Here is a 17,625-nt window from a genome sequence, read left to right on the forward strand (position 1 = left end):
CGGGTCAATCTGTTCAATCAGAGGCCCAGAATTGCCTAACCGACGACGATCCTGCTCAATCTGCGTCTCCTCACCATGCGCTAAGACGGGAGTAGTCAGAATTGTCGCGTAAAGACAAAAAAACTTTAGAAATTTTCTATTTATTTTACGGGATTTTTGCATGGTTGTAAGCTGCTCTGGTAATTGGCGCGGATGATCTGCATTTAGCAACGGATAATCATTCTCAATTAGAGCGTATAAAAATGCAATTAGAATGCTGTCTTCATAAACGCAGGGCTGGAATGTAAAAAAGAGAGGGCAATGCCCTCTCTTTTAAAACATCATTATTACTTCTGTGGGTATTCAAAAGTGAATGATTCTGTAAAGGGCTGCCAAAAGCCCGGCGTGCCGGTTTCTTTATCTGTGTGATGAATAAACCCGTTGGCTTCCGGTGAGCTATAGTTAAACACAACCGTGTAGCTGCCAGGGCCATCCATTTTAACATTGTTGGCGTAATGCGGGCCATCTTTTGCTGTCATGGGGTGCAGCGTGCCCTGATTTTTCCAGCTGGATCCTTTTTTGGTCAGAGTGTAATCTACCTTCAGGTAAGGAACCCAAGCTCCATCAGGAAAGCCCCACTGGTTATCTGCCGTGGCATGTACATCGGTTTCCAGATGAATGGTATCTTTGCCCATCGCCATGTCAGATGTCATGGGCATCATGTCAATATCAAGCAGGTAGTTTGCTGCAATTTCCATGTCATGCGCATGCACGGGGCCACCCACTGGGTATTCGCGGGCTGCAGCCGGAAGAGCGATGGCAAGGGTAAGAACCGATGCCGCGGAAAGAATTGAAAGATAGGATTTCATATGTCTGCACCTCAAGTTTTTGTAAGGCACAGTGGCAGATATTTTCTGCGCACCTGTGACTGATTATGAAGCGCTGGATTGAGGACGTGTGCGAACAAAGCGTTCAGCAACAACCAGTCCGGCAAGTGTCAGCACCCATACAAGCAGCTGAATGCCCATTGGTCTATCTGTGTATCCAATCAGAACTTTGGCCGTGCGCCCAAGCATGCTGCCATCAGACAGCAGCCAAGATGTATCCCAGATATCGTAACCCATGGCGGGGATCAGATCATCATTCGCAAGGATGGCAGCAGCCTGACTGGCCATACCAGCCGCCAGAAAGGAGACCAGAACATTCGTGACTGCAAAAAGATGTTTCAGAGGAATGATAATCAAACCTCTATAAAGAGCCCATGAAAGTGCAGCTCCCCCCAGAACGCCAAGGAGGCCGCCTGTAAACATGGGCACAAAACCGGTATGTGCGGAAACAGCAATACCATAAAGGAACAGCACAACTTCCATGCCCTCGCGCAGAACAGCTACTGCAACAACAGTAGCCAGAGCGAAAAGAGAGCGGCTTCCTTCTGATACTTCATTGCCAACACTACGCATTTCCTGAGCAAGCTCGCGGCCATGGCTGGCCATCCAGATAACATGCCATGAAAGCATAAGAACCGCGATGCACAGGATAACAGCAGAAAAAATATCCTGCCCGTTTCCTGAAAAAGCCTGAGAGAGTTCACCCGCAAACATGGCTACAATTGCTGCGCTAACAACACCTGCGCCAATGCCTCCGGAAACCCACCATCCGCGCCCCGGAATGCCCCGTGTGGCTGCCAGCACAATGCCAACAATCAACCCGGCTTCCATAACCTCGCGAAAGACAATAATCAGGCTTCCAAGCATAATTTACTTCTTTTCTTCTGCTGTAACTGTACCCTTGGCCTCGTCTGGGTGGTAATCATCAAAAAAAGTATAGGTTCCAGGGTGAAGAGGCCCAGCATGCACTTTGATTGTTCCTTGTGGAACAACAATTTTTTCAAATTTCATATCGTAGCTTTCGAGCTCATCAGTTGTTGTGTCCTGATTATTGAGTTCGATCATGAATCGCTCACCAGCAGGAACGGTGATATGATCAGGCTCAAAATGATGATCTTTGACAGTAAGCTGAAAAACTGTTTGAGAATGGGCCTGCTGAGGGAAACATATCCATGCACCTGCTAACAGAGGAATGGCTGCTACAAGCAGTTTCATTGTATGATACTCCATCAGTCATGCCGTTTGGATTAGTGCGAATCATTGTCAAAGTCAATCACACCAGATAACCCGCGAGCTTAACGCTTATGTCATCTCATCCCTTGGCGTTCCTGCGCCTGCCCAACTCCTTGCTTATGGCGTTAGATAGTCGGGCTTATCATTTCTGGTTCCAGCCAGTGCATTACCTTGCGAGAATTGTACATATTCTTACAATGGCAGCGTTTTTTGGTTTGGAATTTCTGTTTATTCTCGCTGTTATTCAAAATCTGGATCGGCCAACAGTGGTGCGCATTTCACGGTTTATGGTGAAGCCACTGCATATCAGTTATGCCTTGGCGATGATCTCTGGTTTCGCTTTGTTTTTTTATGATCCAGTGCATATCGGCAATCGGGCGTATCTTTCTCCTAAATTGATAGCATTGGCCGTAGCGGGTGTTCTGGCATGGTTTGGGCATAAATCTATTTACTGGCCGGTGATGGCTGGTCGGGATAATGATCTGCCAAAATGGACAAAAGCGTTTTGTGTGGCGTCCTGCGTGGTATGGGCCGCTGTTATTGTATTTTCATGCCTGAACAGTGAAGGCGTGCCGAAAGTTTATTTAAGGCACTATTTCTAACAACGTGATTTTTGAGGGCATAAAAAAGCCCCGGGCTATTGGCCCGGGGCTTTTTGTTATCAGTTTGGTAACTTACTCTGCTGGCACATAAACTTTGCCACCAGCTTGTCGGAATTCTTCTGTTTTCTGCTCCATGCCAGCAATGCGTATGGCGTCTTGCTTCAGATCCTGACTGATACGCATTGAACAGAATTTAGGGCCGCACATTGAACAGAAATGTGCACTTTTATGTGCCTCCCGCGGCATGGTTTCATCATGATACGCGCAGGCTGTATCTGGGTCTAAAGAAAGATTGAACTGATCTTCCCACCTAAAGGAGAACCGCGCACGGCTAAGCGCATCATCCCGATATTTTGCGGATGGATGACCTTTTGCAAGATCAGCGGCATGCGCTGCAATACGGTAGGTGATCACACCTGTTTTTACGTCATTCCTGTCTGGTAGGCCCAGATGTTCCTTGGGTGTGACATAGCAGAGCATAGAGGTGCCAAACCATCCGATCATGGCTGCGCCAATGGCAGATGTAATGTGGTCATACCCCGGTGCAATGTCTGTGGTCAGCGGGCCAAGCGTATAGAAGGGGGCCTCCTTACATTCTTTAAGCTGCTTATCCATGTTGGCCTTGATCTTGTGCATGGGCACATGGCCTGGCCCTTCGATCATAACCTGACAGCCTTTTGCCCAAGCGATTTCTGTGAGTTCACCCAGGGTTTCCAGTTCGGCAAACTGTGCAGCATCATTAGCATCGGCAATGCTGCCTGGGCGTAGGCCGTCTCCTAAAGAGAAGGAAACATCATAGGCGCGCATGATGTCGCATATGTCTGCAAAGTGTTCGTAAAGGAAGCTTTCGCGGTGACCATTTAGGCACCAGCTTGCCATGATGGAGCCGCCGCGTGAAACAATGCCTGTAACGCGATGAGCTGTTAGCGGCACATGCTGCAACCGTACGCCCGCATGAATGGTAAAGTAATCCACGCCCTGTTCTGCCTGTTCGATCAGAGTATCGCGAAAAACTTCCCAGTTCAGTTTGCTGACATCACCGCCGACTTTTTCTAAAGCCTGATACAGTGGCACTGTGCCAATAGGTGTGGGAGCGTTACGTAAAATCCAATCACGGATATTGTGGATGTTTCGGCCTGTGGAAAGGTCCATTACGGTATCCGCACCCCAGCGAATGGACCATACAAGCTTTTCAACTTCTTCTGCCGCTGATGAAGTAATGGCAGAATTGCCGATATTGGCGTTAATTTTTACAAGGAAATTACGCCCGATAATAACGGGTTCCAACTCTGGATGGTTGATGTTTGCCGGAATAATGGCTCGGCCGCGGGCAATTTCCTGACGGACAAATTCAGGCGTGATGAATTCTGGAATACTGGCTCCAAAGGATTCACCATCTTCCAGACACTGGGCGGCATCATCAGCAGCTTTTTGTCGGCCCAGATTTTCGCGGTGGGCCACGTAAATCATTTCATCTGTAATAATGCCTGCTTTAGCGAACTCATACTGCGTAACAAGTTGCCCTTCTCGCCCCTTCAACACGGTATGCGGAGCAGGGCAGGGGGCTACAAGATAGGTGCCTTCTGCATTGCCATTATCTTCTGGCTTAATGTCACGCGGTTTGATGTTCTCAAAACCGCGGGCAGTCAGCCACGGTGCCCGAATTTTGGGTAGCCCTTTGTTAACGTCAATTTCTACAGTGCTGTCTGTGTAGGGGCCGGAAGTATCATACACACGCACTGGGGGTTCGTTTGCAGAAGGTTCCAGCATGATTTCGCGGAACGGCACACGCATATCTGGCCGATCTGCGGGGCTAGAATACACTTTACATGAACCACGGATAGCACCGGTGGTGACATGCCCCGGAGCGGGTGCAGCCGTGTTGGCAGGTTTAGGGTTGCCCCCTACACTGGAAGGGGCCGCGTTTTGTTTGGAATCAACTGAAGACATAATGTCATCGTCTCCTCTGCCGAGGAGGACAGGTCTGAAGAGACTCCGCTTTTGTGGGCGGCTAGGTTCGGGAAGAACATATCTGTCTTTTCAGGCACCAGTCCCTCCGCCGGTATAAGCCGGATCAGGTTCCCCGCCAAAACATCATGTTCTGGCGGCAGGGTCGCCACGGTGCCCGAACGAATCGTGCAAAAAGTGGCCTCTCAGTTCCTTACCGGAACCCCCCTTGGTATTGGACAGCAGATAGCTTTAAGTGCAATTATGTCAAGAAAAATCAAAGGGAAACGAAAAACGTATGCGTGCGTTTTAGAAGGGTGAAATTCGTAAGGCATAAAAGCCTATTTGTGACATAATAAATAAAATTATGTCAGATATGCAATAATTTTCTAATCGTGGCATAATCACAGCATGAAATCTGAAAAGAAACGAGCTCAAGAAGCTATACAAAATCTCGATATTTCTCCGTATGCCAAGCACGTGTTGTGGATTGCAGCATTTGTTTCTGCCATCTGTGGTGGTCTTTACGGCTACGATACCGGTATTATTTCTGGTGCCCTTCTTCTTATTACAAAAGATTTTCATCTGACTGCTGGTCAGGAGGAAATTGTTACATCAGCTATTCTGGTAGGCGCTGTTATTGGTGCCATGGGCATTGCCAACTTATCAGAACGCTTTGGTCGCCGTGTTTCGGTTATGGTCGTTACCGCAGTTTTTGTAATTGGTGCATTAGCGTGTTCTTACGCACCCAATCTTACCAGCCTCATTATTGCCCGTGTATTTTTGGGCTGCGCAGTGGGTGGTGCCACGCAGGTGGTGCCAACATATATTTCGGAATTGGCCCCAGCCAGCAAGCGCGGCAATCTGGTAACGCTGTTTAACGTGGCTATTGGGATTGGCATTTTTCTGGCCAACTTGGTTGGTTTTACCATGCGTGAAAAATGGGGTTGGCGGCCCATGATTTCTGTGGCCGCTATCCCGGCTGCTTTTGTTTTTATCAGCATGTTTTTTCTGCCCAAAAGCCCACGTTGGACTGCTGAAAATGAAGGGCTGGAATCTGCGGTAGAGCAGCTTGGGCGTGTGCGTTCTTCCCGCAAGGTCATTCAGCGCGAGATCAATGAGATCCACGCCAATGTTGTAAATCTAGATGAAGATGAACGTGGCTGGAAGGGCCTGAAGCTACCTTGGGTGCGCCCTGCGCTGATAGCTGCCTTAGGGATTGCCTTCTTTACGCAGGCTGGTGGGCTGGAGATGATGATCTACTATACCCCTACCTTTTTGTCTGACGCAGGGTTTGGAAGTTCATCAGCACTGCTGACAAGCTTGGGAATCGCGCTTGTTTATCTCATCATGACCCTGCTTGGGTGCTTGTTTGTCGATAAAATTGGCCGTCGGCGCTTGGTGCTTATTATGGGGCCGGGCTCTGTTGTAAGCCTTATTGGCCTGGGCATTGTTTTTGCCATGCACCCGGCTCAGGGGAGTGTGGGAAGCTGGTTGATTGTGGCCTTCTTGCTGCTGTTTATGCTGTTTAATTCTGGCGGTATTCAGGTTGTGGGCTGGCTTTTGGGGGCAGAGTTGTTTCCGCTGCCTATGCGTGCTGCGGCAACCAGTATACATGCGGCCATGCTGTGGGGGGCTGATCTGCTGGTAACATCCACGGCTCTTACATTGGTGCAGACAGTTTCTTTGGGTGGCACCATGTGGATTTATGCTGGTGTTAACCTTGCGTCTGTCTTGTTTGTTTTCTTCTGTGTGCCGGAAACAGCTGGGGCAACATTGGAAGATATTGAAACAGCTTTGCGCCGTGGTGAATTCCGCCCGCGTGTGGGACAAGATCCGCGCATTCGCTCCTATGATGAGGAAGAAGAGGAAGCTGTTGGGGTGACACCTAGTGCTTAATTGCTGATCTTAAGATCCAAATATAAAAAACCCGGCGGCATCCTAAAAGATGCGCCGGGTTTTTTGTGGTCGCCATAAAACAGTCAAACCGCAGTTTAGTGTGGTTTGGCTGTAAATTGCTCCAACCAATGGATGGTGTACTCACCCTTCTGGAATTCTGGATCTTCCAGAATACGGCGGTGCAGCGGAATAACAGTTTTAATACCTTCCACCACAAATTCATCCAACGCACGCTGCATGCGGGCAATAGCCTGCTCACGCGTAGGGGCGTGTACGATCAGCTTGGCAATCATGCTGTCGTAAAAAGGTGGTACGCGGTAACCGGTGTAAAGGGCGCTATCTACACGTACACCCAAACCGCCGGGTGGATGGTAAACAGCAACCGTGCCGGGGCAGGGGGTAAAGTTGTCTGGATCTTCCGCATTGATACGGCATTCAATGGCATGGCCAGAAAATGAAATATCCTTCTGCGTGTAGCCAAGCTGCTCACCAGCGGCCAAGCGGATTTGCTCACGCACCAAATCCACATCACACACCATTTCGGTTACTGGATGTTCGACCTGAAGGCGGGTGTTCATTTCAATGAAGCAGAACTGTCCATCCTGATACAGGAATTCCAGCGTGCCCGCGTTGCGATAGCCCATTTTGGAAAGGGCCTGCGTGGCTGTCTGGCCAATGGCATCACGCTGTTCTGCCGTAAGGGCAGGAGAACCCGCTTCTTCCAGAAGTTTCTGGTGGCGGCGCTGGAGAGAGCAGTCGCGTTCCCCAAAATGCACCACGTTGCCGTAATTGTCCCCCAGAATCTGGAGTTCAATATGGCGTGGCCGATCCATGTATTTTTCCAGATAAACAGCATCGTTACCAAAAGCAGCACGTGCTTCGGCGCGGGCCATTTTCCAGGCATCTTCCAGATCGTCAGCCGTTTGGGCCACCTTCATGCCACGGCCACCACCGCCAGCCGCAGCCTTGATCAGCACTGGGTAGCCCACTTTGTCAGCAACTTCGCGGGCTTCTTCTAGGCTTGTCAGTTCACCATCAGAACCGGGCACCAAGGGCACGCCCAGCATCTGCATGGTGGTTTTGGCGGTAATCTTATCCCCCATCATGCGGATATGCTCCGCCGTAGGGCCAATAAAGGTTAGGCCGTGTGCTTCCACCGTTTCGGCAAAATCAGCATTTTCTGAAAGAAAACCATAACCGGGGTGAATAGCTTCCGCCCCGGTAATGGTGGCTGCAGAAAGAATTGCAGCTACGTTCAGATAAGAATCGCGCGAGGCTGGTGGCCCGATGCAAACAGCTTCATCTGCCAGCCGAACATGCATGGCGTCTTCATCCGCAGTGGAATGTACCGCTACGGTCTTGATCCCTAGCTCCCGGCAGGCGCGCAGGATACGAAGGGCAATTTCGCCTCGGTTGGCGATAAGGATCTTAGAAAACATTACTCAATAATAGCAAGCGGCTGGCCGTATTCTACTGGATCGCCCGAAGCCACCAGCAGGGCTTTAAGCGTGCCACCTTTAGGAGCCTTGATCTGGTTGAAGGTTTTCATGGCTTCAATCAGCATCAGGGTCTGGCCAGCAGTTACAATCTGGCCTTCGCTGGCAAAAGGAGGGGAGGACGGATCTGGGGTCAGGTAAGCCACACCCACCATTGGGCTGTTTACAGCGCCCGGATGGCGGGAAAGGTCTGCCGGGGCGGCAGGCACTGCGGCTTCCGCCGGGGCTGCGGCGGGTGCCGGTGCCGGAGCTGCAACGGCCTGAGGCGCGGCGGCCACAGCTTGCACGGGGGCAGGCATGCGGGCAACGCGAATGCGGCTGTCCTTTTCCGATACTTCAATTTCAGTCAGGCCGGTTTCGGCCAGAATTTCAGCCAGAGCCCGAATGGCCTCCGCATCCACGAGCAATCCGCTCATCAGTCATCCTCATTCAGAATAAGATCGGTCATTGCCTGCAATGCCAGAGAATACCCCGCCACGCCTAGCCCACAGATAACGCCTGTAGCAGCGCGAGAGACATAGGAATGATGGCGGAATGGCTCGCGGCGGTGAATGTTGGAGATATGAACCTCTATCACAGGCAAGTCTGTTGTCAGCAGGGCATCCAGCAGGGCGATAGACGTATGTGTATAGCCAGCCGGGTTGATGATAATGCCCCGCGCACGCTTGCGGCAGTCCTGCACCCAGGAGATTAGCTCACCTTCAATGTTGGTCTGGCGGAAATCTATGGCCAAGCCCAGCTTTTCAGCTGTTTGCAGGCAAAGTTGTTCCACGTCGTCCAGCGTTGCCCGCCCGTATATTTCGGGTTGGCGCTGGCCAAGCATATTCAGGTTGGGGCCGTTGAGTACAGCAATAAGAGGTCTTTCCATAACAGGAAGGGGCCGTAGCACGATGCTGCCCCGTATCCAAGAGAAGAGGCATGCTGGTGGGCAGGAAAATGCAGTCTAGCAAAAATACGTGCACCGGAGTTGCGTGCTTTAAGGCCATATTTTTGTCACGATAAGCGTGTTGAACATAAGTGACTATAAATCTGTATTTGCATTCTGGAGGTTGAAAAAGATTGCTTTTACAGTGTGAACACGGTCTTCTGGCGAACAGAACGATGTCAGAAAATGGAGTAAACAGGCGGATGTCAGCCCTGCGCCGGGCACTTCTTGGAAGTGTGTTTGTTATGTCTTCTCTTTTGTCGGCTTCCGCTGTTCAGGCAGCAGAGGCCGGGCAAGGTGGTACGGCGTGGGCAGATTCTGTCCGCCGTGCATTGGCTGGGCGTAGCGCACAGACAGTCGCCACTGCGGATTCTGATACAAATAAGGCGCAGCGCATTTTTCAAAAAGGTGTGGCCAGTTGGTATGGGGGGCGCTTCCATAATCGACGCACATCTTCGGGGGAGCGGTTTGACAAGGGCAGCTTAACAGCCGCGCATCCTACGGCACCGTTGGGCAGTAAACTACGGGTTGTTTCAGAAGATACAGGCCGCTCTGTGGTGGTTACAATCAATGATCGTGGGCCTTACAGCCGTGGCCGTATTATTGATGTCTCCAAAGCCGCAGCCGCGGAATTGGGGATGTTGAACAGTGGTATTGCCCATGTGCGGGTAGAGCCCGCTCCGGTTGAAGTGGCATCTGCGCCAGATGAAGGTGGTTTGGCTGATAGCAGCCTTTCCTTGCAGGACACCGCACCGCACACAGCACGCCCTCTTCATAGGGCACGTCACCGCCGTTAAGACGAATACGGCAGGTTTTTACAAAAAGCATTGTAGAGAATCAAAAGGGGGTATCCTGATCAGGATACCCCCTTTTGATGATGTCTGGATTCTGGTTGATCAAACTTCCAGAGGCTGCCGTGTAATACCACGGGCGTAACTTTCCATCTCAGCATTCAGTTCAGCCCCCATAAGTACCACCCATGCGGTTACAAAAAACCACATCATAATGGCGATAAAGGCCCCTAGTGGCCCATAAGTGGCGCTGTAACTGGCAATATGTGCCACGTAGTAGGAAAAGCCGAGTGATGCCGCAATCCACGTTAGCGTGGAGCAGACGGCTCCGGGCAGAACCCAGCGCCATTGGGTGGAAATGTGCCGGTTGGGGCCAAATCTGTACAGTGCGGAAAGAGCCAGAGTTTCAAATGTAAACATCACCACCGGGCCGCTCCACCGGGCCATAAATTCAATGGAACCGGGAGGGGTGGGAATGTGTAGCAATGCCGGAAGGTTAAGCAGCAGAGGCATGGCTACCATAAGGGCCAAAGTAAGCACTGCGCCCAGAATGCCGCAAAGAGTAAGGGCAAAGGCAGTAATCTGAAATATAAAGAAATTACGATTTTCACGTGTATTATACGCGATATTCAAGGCAGAAATAATAGACCGCGTTGCCGCAGAGGCAGACCACAAAGCCACGCTGACTGAAATAATCAGGTTGAATGTGAGGGATGAGGGCGGCTCAGCTACCAGCGTTTGCACACGATCATAAAGCAGAGTGAAGGCATTGGGTGGCAGCAGGTTGCGCAAGACTTCCATCTGTGGCGCCACGGTCTGCACATCAAAAGCCAACCCATAAATGGAGATCAGGGAGCTGATGGCCGGAAATAGGGAGAGCGTGGTATAAAATGCGCAACCAGCGGCCACCAATGTGGTGGGGCCTGAAATAAGGCTTTTAACTGTGCGCTGTAAAATAATCTTCCAATCTTTCCGCCCCAGTTCAGAAGGGCGAGAAAAATTGGGTTGCACGTTTTCATGAATCGTGTGGGAGTGAGAATCCGGGTGCACAGATGGGCGCGTATCGGGCTGACAGATAACCTGCATCGGGATTGGAGCGTCCTTCGTTAAGGTAAGAGGCACCTTCTGCGGCACCAGCGATAAACTTGTAGCAGCACACCAATAACAATAACGGCATGGTGTGCGGTAAAGAGGCATGCTTTCTTGCAGGAACAAAAAGTTAACTCTGCATGCTTTTGCCAAAAACGAGCATAAATGCCGTGTATAAAGCTTGCCTTGTCTTATCGGGCATGATGGCCAAGTGCCATGTTTTTTTGTTTTTTGAATGTTTTTGACTTGCACTTGTTGCGCTTTGGCCTCATATGCACGCCCCTACGCAGCAACGCACGTGCCACTGGCCCTCTGAGGTTACGCAACGACGTCAAGCGTTCTGGCAATCGGGATGTTTCGTGCATCTGCCTTTGGTCGCTGGTCCGTTAGACCGTTTCGCAACGTCCTTCTCCGCGCTGTTCAGGCGGAGGAGCCTGATCTGGGGGAGTGGGGATATGAATCCCAAAATCACCCGTTTTCTCGCCGAGCAAAAGCCGGCAACGCCTTGTCTTGTTCTCGATGTGGATGCCGTAGCAGACCGCTATCATGCATTGGGCAAAGCTTTGCCGCAGGCTCGTATTTACTATGCCGTTAAAGCTAATCCAGCACAGCCTATTCTGCGGCAGCTGGTTGAGCTTGGCTCCTGCTTTGATGCCGCTTCGTGGGAAGAAGTTTCCCTATGCCTGCAGGCAGGCGCCAGCCCGGATGCCATTTCCTTTGGGAATACGGTTAAAAAGGTTTCTGCTATCCGTGCTGCTTATGACGCCGGTGTGCGGATGTTTGTTTTTGACTGCCGGGAAGAGCTGGAAAAACTGGCTGCACACGCACCGGGAAGCCGCGTTTATTGCCGCCTTCTGGTGGATAATTACGGGGCAGAATGGCCACTTTCCCGCAAGTTTGGCACTACCGTCGAATCCGCCAAGGAACTGATGCTGGCAGCCAGAGAACTGGGGCTGGACCCGTATGGGCTTTCCTTCCATGTGGGCAGCCAGCAGCTTTCTGCAGAAGCTTATGAGGTTGCCATTGCCCGTGCGGCGGCTCTGTTTACAGATTTAAGTGCTGCCGGGCTGGATTTGCGCATGGTCAATCTGGGGGGCGGTTTTCCCATCCGCTACCGGGATGATGTGCCTGAAATCGATCACTTCACTACGGCCATCTTCCGCGCCATGACAGAGCATTTTGGCAATGCATTGCCAGAAATGCTGGTGGAACCTGGCCGCTTTATTGTGGGTGAAGCCGGTGTGGTGCGCTCGGAAGTTGTGCTTGTCAGTGCGCGTGGGCGCAAGGATGGGCTGCGTTGGGTATATCTGGATATCGGGCGGTTTGGCGGCTTGGCGGAAACAGAAAACGAATCCATTCGTTACGCGATTCGCACCAGTCGGGATGGTTCTCCAACAGGGCGTGTGGCGCTGGCCGGGCCAACCTGTGATGGTGCGGATATCATGTACGAGAAAACGCATTACGAACTGCCGCTGGACTTAGCTGCGGGGGAACAGGTCGATCTGCTGGGGGCCGGTGCTTATGTCTCCACTTACTGTGCGACGGGGTTTAATGGTTTTGCGCCATTAACCGAGCATTATATCTGATCCGATGTGAGGGCAGGCCAGCCTTGTGTTTGCCTGCCTTTGCTTTCGTGCTTTCTCGCTCAACAATTAGAACGCAAACAAGGCCATTATGGATGGCGTTCAGAAAGGGAGAAATCATGAAGAAAACGGGTATGCTGTTGGGCGCTCTACTGGCAGCAACAACGGCTGTTGCGCCAGCATGGGCACAGCAGCAGGCAGCATCTACGGCCGCTGTGCCTGCAACAAATGCTGCAACATCTGCGGCAACGCAGGATTTCGGCCGCCTTTCAGACGATGGGAACACAGCGTTTGAAGAACTGATGCTGGCACGCCGCGCCATTTTTGATGGTGACCTCAAAGGGGCTAAAACCCTGATTACAAGCGCACAGCAGGCGTTGGATCGGGCACGGGCCGATAATACTGCTTTCCAGAAAGCAGAAGCTGAACTGATGCCGGTGAAAACCAAGCAGGCTCAGACAGCTAAAAAAGGCACGGGCAGCACTACGCCTGTGGCTTGGTTGCCGATTGATGGCGAACTGGTTCTGGATGAAACAGTTGAACCCACAACAGAAAAAAGTGCAGCTGTTGCCGCGGCAAACCGCCACCTGCGTGCAGGTGACCCGGACCGCGCTTCTGAAGTGCTAAAAGTTTCTGGTGTGGATGCAGATTACGTCATTGCTGCTGTGCCGCTGGAGCAGACACGGCAGGACGTGAACCACGCTGCACAGTTCATCAAGAACGATCCGTACAAGGCAAGTGAAGCCCTGCGTGATGCGGAAAATTCTGTGCGTTATGCCTCTGTTGATATTCAGGCTGTCAGCCATCAGCAGACGACATCTGGCAATACATCTAAGTAATTTTGCCAAATATGCTGCTGTTATGGCCTATTCAAAGGGCCATAACAGCAGATGCTTATTATTCTGCGGCGGCCCTCAGCCCAGCACCGGCTGCCAGCGGGCAGAGTGGGAGAGCCCCCACCACAAAGGCTGCCAAAAGTTCCAAATCTGGTTGCCAAGGCAGGCCGGTTGATGCGGCATCAATAGCCGCAGCTCCAAAAATTAGCGCAGGTGTTGCCAAGGGCAACGTAAGCAGTGGTAGCAGCACACCACCGCGTCGTGCGCCCAGCACAATAGATGCGCCCATCCCCCCAATCAGAGATAACACAACAGATCCAAGGAAAAGCCCGGCCAAAAGCACAGGCAAGGCAGAAGCTGGCAATCCCAGCATGGTGGCTAATGGTACGGCGGCCAAAAGCAGGGGAATGCCTGTGGTCAACCAGTGTGCAGTTATTTTGGCTAAGGCGACAAGGGAGGCCGGAACGCCCAGAAGTAGGAGCTGATCTAGTGATCCATCTTCAAGCTCCGCACCAAATAGTCGATCTAGTGGCAGAAGAGCAGCCAGCAGGGCGCAAACCCAGATAATGCCGGGCGCCATATGGCGCAGCAATTCTGGGGATGGGCCAAGAGCAAGCGGGAACAGGGTGGCCGTAACAATAAAGAAGAGAATGGCCCCCATTGTGTCTGCCCCATGCCGGAGGGCAAGGCGCAGGTCACGCCCAACAATGGCCCAAAACAGCCCGATCATGCGTCATCCTCCTGCTGGCAAAAGGTGGAAGCAGCCGAATCGCCCGCGCCCGGCAATGTAAGGGGCTGCACGTTTTCTAGCGGTAAGGGCACATGTGTGGTGGCAATCACCAACCCGCCTTGTTGCCTATGTGCTGTAAGGGCTTGTCCTAACAGGGTAATGGCATTGGTATCCAAGCCAAGGCTAGGTTCATCCAGCAACCATAAAGGCGCATTGGCCAGCAAAACACGCGCAAGCGCCGTGCGCCGTTTCTGTCCAGCAGAAAGTAGGCGGGCTGGCAGATTGGCAAGTGGCAGCAGATCCATGGCCTCAAGGGCCTTCTGCATGTCACCTTGGCCTGCACGTGCGAATAATGCGAGGTTTTCGGTTACAGTCAGCCCCGGCTTAAGCGCATCCTGATGCCCCAGATAGGCCACTTGGCTGGCATGGGCCGCGCGATCTGCAAAAACCGATTCGCCATGCCAGAGCAACTGGCCGGAATCGGGTTTGCGTAGGCCCGCCAGAACGCGCAGCAAAGTGGATTTTCCTGCACCATTAGGGCCGGTTAGCAGCATGGCGGCTCCGGCTTCCATCTGAAAGCTGATACCGTCCAGTACCAGTCTTTCCCCACGGAAAACACAAAGATCCTCAGCATAAAGTGCCGGAAATGCACCAGTTACAGGCCTGGTTGGGGCAGAGTGCCCGGCAGGGAAAGGACTGTCGGCGATAACACTTCTCCTTATTGTTACCGTGCAAGGCCGCAAAAGCCGGGGTGCTCGCGTTCTCGTGGTCGCTCCCCGCCTTGTGCCTTTTCCAACTGCCGGTATGTTCTAGGCCCAACGGGATATCAAGCCGGTTGCCCGGCAGATCAGGCAGGCACTCGGCGCCGAATGGCATGTTTACGGTGTCCTGAACGCATCACCAGCCATCGGCTGTGATCGGGGAGAGAGCGATTATGAAAACGGTTGGGCACGATAAGCTAAAGACAGGCCGCACCCTTGAGGTTGACGGCAAGACCTACCATTATTTTTCCATTCCCGAAGCGGCAAAAACCATTGGCGACGTAAGTCGCCTGCCGGTTTCGCTGAAGGTTCTTCTGGAAAATATTCTGCGGTTTGAAGATGGGCGCTCCTACAATGTAGATGACGCCAAGGCCATTGCAGGTTGGTTGCCAAAAGGCAGCAGCAGCAAGGAAGTGCCTTTCAAGCCTTCACGCATTCTGATGCAGGACTTCACCGGCGTGCCGGGTGTGGTGGATCTTGCAGCCATGCGCGATGGGATTGTGAGCCTGAAGGGGGATCCGCAGAAGGTAAACCCAATGGTTCCGGTCAACCTTGTGATCGACCATTCCGTGATGGTGGACTATGCAGGCACAAAAGAAGCGCTGCAGGAAAACATCACTCTGGAATTTGAGCGCAACGCAGAACGTTATGCCTTTCTGCGCTGGGGCCAGGAAGCTTTCGAAAACTTCTCTGTTGTGCCGCCAGATACGGGTATCTGCCATCAGGTGAACCTGGAATACATTGCCCAGGTGGCATGGACTGCCAATGTTGGTGGTAAGGAATACGTTTACCCGGATTCCCTTTACGGCACAGACAGCCACACCACCATGATCAACGGTCTGGGTGTGTTGGGCTGGGGTGTGGGTGGTATTGAGGCTGAAGCCGCAATGCTGGGCCAGCCCATTGCCATGCTGATCCCGGATGTGATCGGCTTTAAACTGACAGGCAAGCTGCCAGAAGGCGCAACAGCTACCGATCTGGTGCTGACAGTTACCCAGATGCTGCGCAAAAAAGGCGTGGTTGGTAAGTTTGTTGAGTTCTTTGGCCCGGCACTGGACCATCTGCCGGTTGCTGACCGTTCAACCATTGCCAACATGGCTCCGGAATATGGTGCAACTTGCGGGTTCTTCCCGGTTGATGCGCTTACGCTGGACTTCCTGCGTCAGACTGGCCGCGATGAACATCGCATTAAGCTGGTTGAAGAATACCTGCGTGCACAGGGTATGTTCCGCACGCACGAAACACCGGAACCCGTCTTTACGGATGTTCTGGAGCTGGATCTCAGCACGGTTGTGCCGTCTCTGGCAGGCCCCAAGCGTCCGCAGGACCGCGTGGAGCTGAAAAGCGCCAAAACTGCGTTTGAAAAAGAACTGACCAGCTCTTTGGGTGTAGCCGCCAACGATGCCAATAAAAAGGTGCCGGTTGCCGGAACAAACTATGATCTGGGGCAGGGCGATATTGTTATTGCCGCCATTACCTCGTGCACCAACACATCCAATCCGGCTGTGCTGATTGCGGCTGGTCTGGTTGCCCGTAAAGCACGCGCTCTGGGCCTGAAGCCTAAGCCTTGGGTGAAAACCTCTCTGGCTCCGGGGTCTCAGGTTGTTACAGATTACCTGAACCGTTCTGGCCTCACGACCGACTTGGATGCCATGGGCTTCAATACCGTTGGGTATGGTTGCACCACCTGTATCGGTAACTCCGGCCCGCTGCCTTCCCACATTGTGGATGCGATTGAAAACAACGACCTGGTTGCTGTTTCTGTCCTGTCTGGCAACCGTAACTTTGAAGGCCGTATTTCCCCCAACGTTCGGGCCAACTATCTGGCAAGCCCGCCGCTGGTGGTTGCATATTCCCTTCTGGGGACCATGCGGCAAGATATTACAACGGAACAGCTGGGCACATCCAAGGATGGCAAGCCAGTTTACCTGAAGGATATCTGGCCCACCAATAAGGAAATTGCAGACCTTATTGCTTCTGCCATCAGCCGTGACGAGTTTATCAACCGTTACAAGAACGTGTCCAAGGGCACAAAGGAATGGCAGGGCCTGAAGGTTGCTACGGGTTCTGAAACCTATAAGTGGGATCCAAAATCTACCTACGTGCAGGATCCGCCGTACTTCAAGCATATGGACGTTGAGCCTAAAGCTCCCGGCAATATCGAAGGTGCGCGTATTCTGGCCCTGCTGGGTGATAACATCACGACCGACCATATCTCTCCGGCTGGTTCCATTAAAAAGGATTCACCGGCTGGTCGTTACCTGATGGAACACGGGGTTGAGCCGAAAGACTTTAACTCTTACGGCTCCCGTCGTGGGAATGACCGTGTGATGGTGCGTGGTACTTTTGCCAACATCCGTATCAAAAACGAAATGTTGCCGGGTACGGAAGGTGGATATTCCAAGCACTTCCCAGATGGGAAGGAAGGCGCCATTTACGATGTGGCCATGGAGTATAAAAAGGAACATACTCCGCTGGTGGTCATCGGTGGCAAGGAATACGGCATGGGTTCTTCCCGTGACTGGGCCGCAAAAGGCACCCTGCTGCTGGGCGTAAAGGCCGTTATTGCTGAAAGCTTTGAGCGTATCCACCGTTCCAACCTTGTGGGCATGGGCGTTCTGCCGCTGGTGTTCAAGGATGGCACAACTCGTAAGACCCTTGGTCTGAAGGGTGACGAGGTGATCAGCATCAAGGGTGTTGATAAACTTTCGCCGCGCATGGATGTAATTATGACAATTACAAGAAATGACGGCTCCACGCAGGAAGTACCACTGCTTTGCCGTGTCGATACTCTAGACGAAGTCGAGTATTATAGGCATGGTGGCATCCTTCAGTACGTCTTGCGAGGGATGACGAAAGCTGCCTGA

16 protein-coding genes, 1 pseudogene and 1 riboswitch are annotated in these 17,625 nt (G+C 52.3%); of the genes and pseudogenes, 6 read left to right on the plus strand and 11 right to left on the minus strand.

Translation table 11 applies throughout. The features are described from left to right. The 4 genes and pseudogenes from FKW31_RS16420 to FKW31_RS09475 all read right to left on the minus strand — a co-directional run. Positions 1-162 (minus strand): annotated as a pseudogene (locus FKW31_RS16420) (carbohydrate porin); the annotation flags it as partial. A gap of 164 nt (positions 163-326) precedes the next feature. Continuing rightward, positions 327-878: an iron transporter gene (locus tag FKW31_RS09465; RefSeq protein WP_006115105.1), complete on the minus strand. Its 552-nt coding sequence runs from the start codon at positions 876-878 to the stop codon at positions 327-329. 33 nt (positions 879-911) lie between these two features. Further along, on the minus strand, positions 912-1,733 hold the full coding sequence (locus tag FKW31_RS09470) for an FTR1 family protein (protein WP_150178405.1): 822 nt from the start codon (positions 1,731-1,733) through the stop codon (positions 912-914). A gap of 3 nt (positions 1,734-1,736) precedes the next feature. Continuing rightward, on the minus strand, positions 1,737-2,096 hold the full coding sequence (locus FKW31_RS09475) for a cupredoxin domain-containing protein (protein ID WP_006115103.1): 360 nt from the start codon (positions 2,094-2,096) through the stop codon (positions 1,737-1,739). 74 nt (positions 2,097-2,170) lie between these two features. On the opposite strand from FKW31_RS09475, the gene FKW31_RS09480 reads away from it, so the two are divergent. Further along, a complete protein-coding gene (locus FKW31_RS09480; RefSeq protein WP_089179756.1) occupies positions 2,171-2,701 on the plus strand; it encodes a hypothetical protein in 531 nt (176 codons plus the stop codon). 72 nt (positions 2,702-2,773) lie between these two features. Here the strand turns inward: FKW31_RS09480 and thiC are convergent, their stop codons facing one another. Continuing rightward, positions 2,774-4,651 carry a phosphomethylpyrimidine synthase ThiC gene (thiC, locus tag FKW31_RS09485; protein ID WP_063354728.1) on the minus strand — a complete coding sequence of 626 codons (1,878 nt, stop codon included), beginning with the start codon at positions 4,649-4,651 and terminating at the stop codon, positions 2,774-2,776. Positions 4,652-4,734: 83 nt separating this feature from the next. Continuing rightward, positions 4,735-4,888: riboswitch (TPP riboswitch) on the minus strand. 171 nt (positions 4,889-5,059) lie between these two features. Between thiC and FKW31_RS09490 the strand changes: the two genes are divergently transcribed. Further along, positions 5,060-6,547 (plus strand): sugar porter family MFS transporter, encoded by a 1,488-nt coding sequence (locus tag FKW31_RS09490; RefSeq protein ID WP_063354727.1) that lies wholly within the window; start codon positions 5,060-5,062, stop codon positions 6,545-6,547. A gap of 95 nt (positions 6,548-6,642) precedes the next feature. On the opposite strand, the gene accC is transcribed toward FKW31_RS09490, so the two are convergent. From accC to aroQ, 3 genes are read right to left on the minus strand one after another with little or no spacing between them, the layout of a single operon-like run. Then, complete coding sequence (accC, locus tag FKW31_RS09495) at positions 6,643-7,986, minus strand: acetyl-CoA carboxylase biotin carboxylase subunit (protein WP_006115099.1); 1,344 nt, start codon at positions 7,984-7,986, stop codon at positions 6,643-6,645. Then, the gene (gene accB / locus FKW31_RS09500; RefSeq protein WP_006115098.1) at positions 7,986-8,459 is read right to left on the minus strand and encodes an acetyl-CoA carboxylase biotin carboxyl carrier protein; all 474 of its coding nucleotides are present in this window, start codon (positions 8,457-8,459) and stop codon (positions 7,986-7,988) included. The genes accC and accB overlap by 1 nt, the downstream gene beginning before the upstream one ends. Then, complete coding sequence (gene aroQ, locus FKW31_RS09505; RefSeq protein WP_035352282.1) at positions 8,459-8,911, minus strand: type II 3-dehydroquinate dehydratase; 453 nt, start codon at positions 8,909-8,911, stop codon at positions 8,459-8,461. The genes accB and aroQ overlap by 1 nt, the downstream gene beginning before the upstream one ends. Positions 8,912-9,171: 260 nt before the next feature. Here aroQ and FKW31_RS09510 point away from each other — a divergent pair, with 260 nt between their 5' ends. Then, on the plus strand, positions 9,172-9,765 hold the full coding sequence (locus tag FKW31_RS09510) for a septal ring lytic transglycosylase RlpA family protein (protein WP_089179755.1): 594 nt from the start codon (positions 9,172-9,174) through the stop codon (positions 9,763-9,765). A gap of 99 nt (positions 9,766-9,864) precedes the next feature. Here the strand turns inward: FKW31_RS09510 and FKW31_RS09515 are convergent, their stop codons facing one another. Further along, positions 9,865-10,845 carry a YihY/virulence factor BrkB family protein gene (locus FKW31_RS09515; RefSeq protein WP_370513051.1) on the minus strand — a complete coding sequence of 327 codons (981 nt, stop codon included), beginning with the start codon at positions 10,843-10,845 and terminating at the stop codon, positions 9,865-9,867. A gap of 275 nt (positions 10,846-11,120) precedes the next feature. On the opposite strand from FKW31_RS09515, the gene FKW31_RS09520 reads away from it, so the two are divergent. After that, positions 11,121-12,434 carry a type III PLP-dependent enzyme gene (locus FKW31_RS09520; RefSeq protein ID WP_193562064.1) on the plus strand — a complete coding sequence of 438 codons (1,314 nt, stop codon included), beginning with the start codon at positions 11,121-11,123 and terminating at the stop codon, positions 12,432-12,434. Positions 12,435-12,481: 47 nt separating this feature from the next. After that, positions 12,482-13,270, plus strand: coding sequence for a YfdX family protein (locus FKW31_RS09525; RefSeq protein WP_193562067.1), 789 nt, complete (start codon positions 12,482-12,484; stop codon positions 13,268-13,270). Between the two features lie 58 nt (positions 13,271-13,328). Here the strand turns inward: FKW31_RS09525 and ccmB are convergent, their stop codons facing one another. Together ccmB and ccmA are read right to left on the minus strand one after the other, a co-directional pair. Beyond that, positions 13,329-13,997, minus strand: coding sequence for a heme exporter protein CcmB (gene ccmB, locus FKW31_RS09530; RefSeq protein WP_006115092.1), 669 nt, complete (start codon positions 13,995-13,997; stop codon positions 13,329-13,331). Continuing rightward, a complete protein-coding gene (gene ccmA, locus FKW31_RS09535) occupies positions 13,994-14,740 on the minus strand; it encodes a heme ABC exporter ATP-binding protein CcmA (RefSeq protein ID WP_150178408.1) in 747 nt (248 codons plus the stop codon). Before ccmA ends, ccmB begins: the two co-directional genes overlap by 4 nt. A gap of 191 nt (positions 14,741-14,931) precedes the next feature. Here ccmA and acnA point away from each other — a divergent pair, with 191 nt between their 5' ends. Continuing rightward, positions 14,932-17,625, plus strand: coding sequence for an aconitate hydratase AcnA (gene acnA / locus FKW31_RS09540; protein WP_035352276.1), 2,694 nt, complete (start codon positions 14,932-14,934; stop codon positions 17,623-17,625).

This window comes from Acetobacter sp. DmW_136 (assembly GCF_008690365.1).
Classification (GTDB): Bacteria; Pseudomonadota; Alphaproteobacteria; order Acetobacterales; family Acetobacteraceae; genus Acetobacter; species Acetobacter oryzifermentans.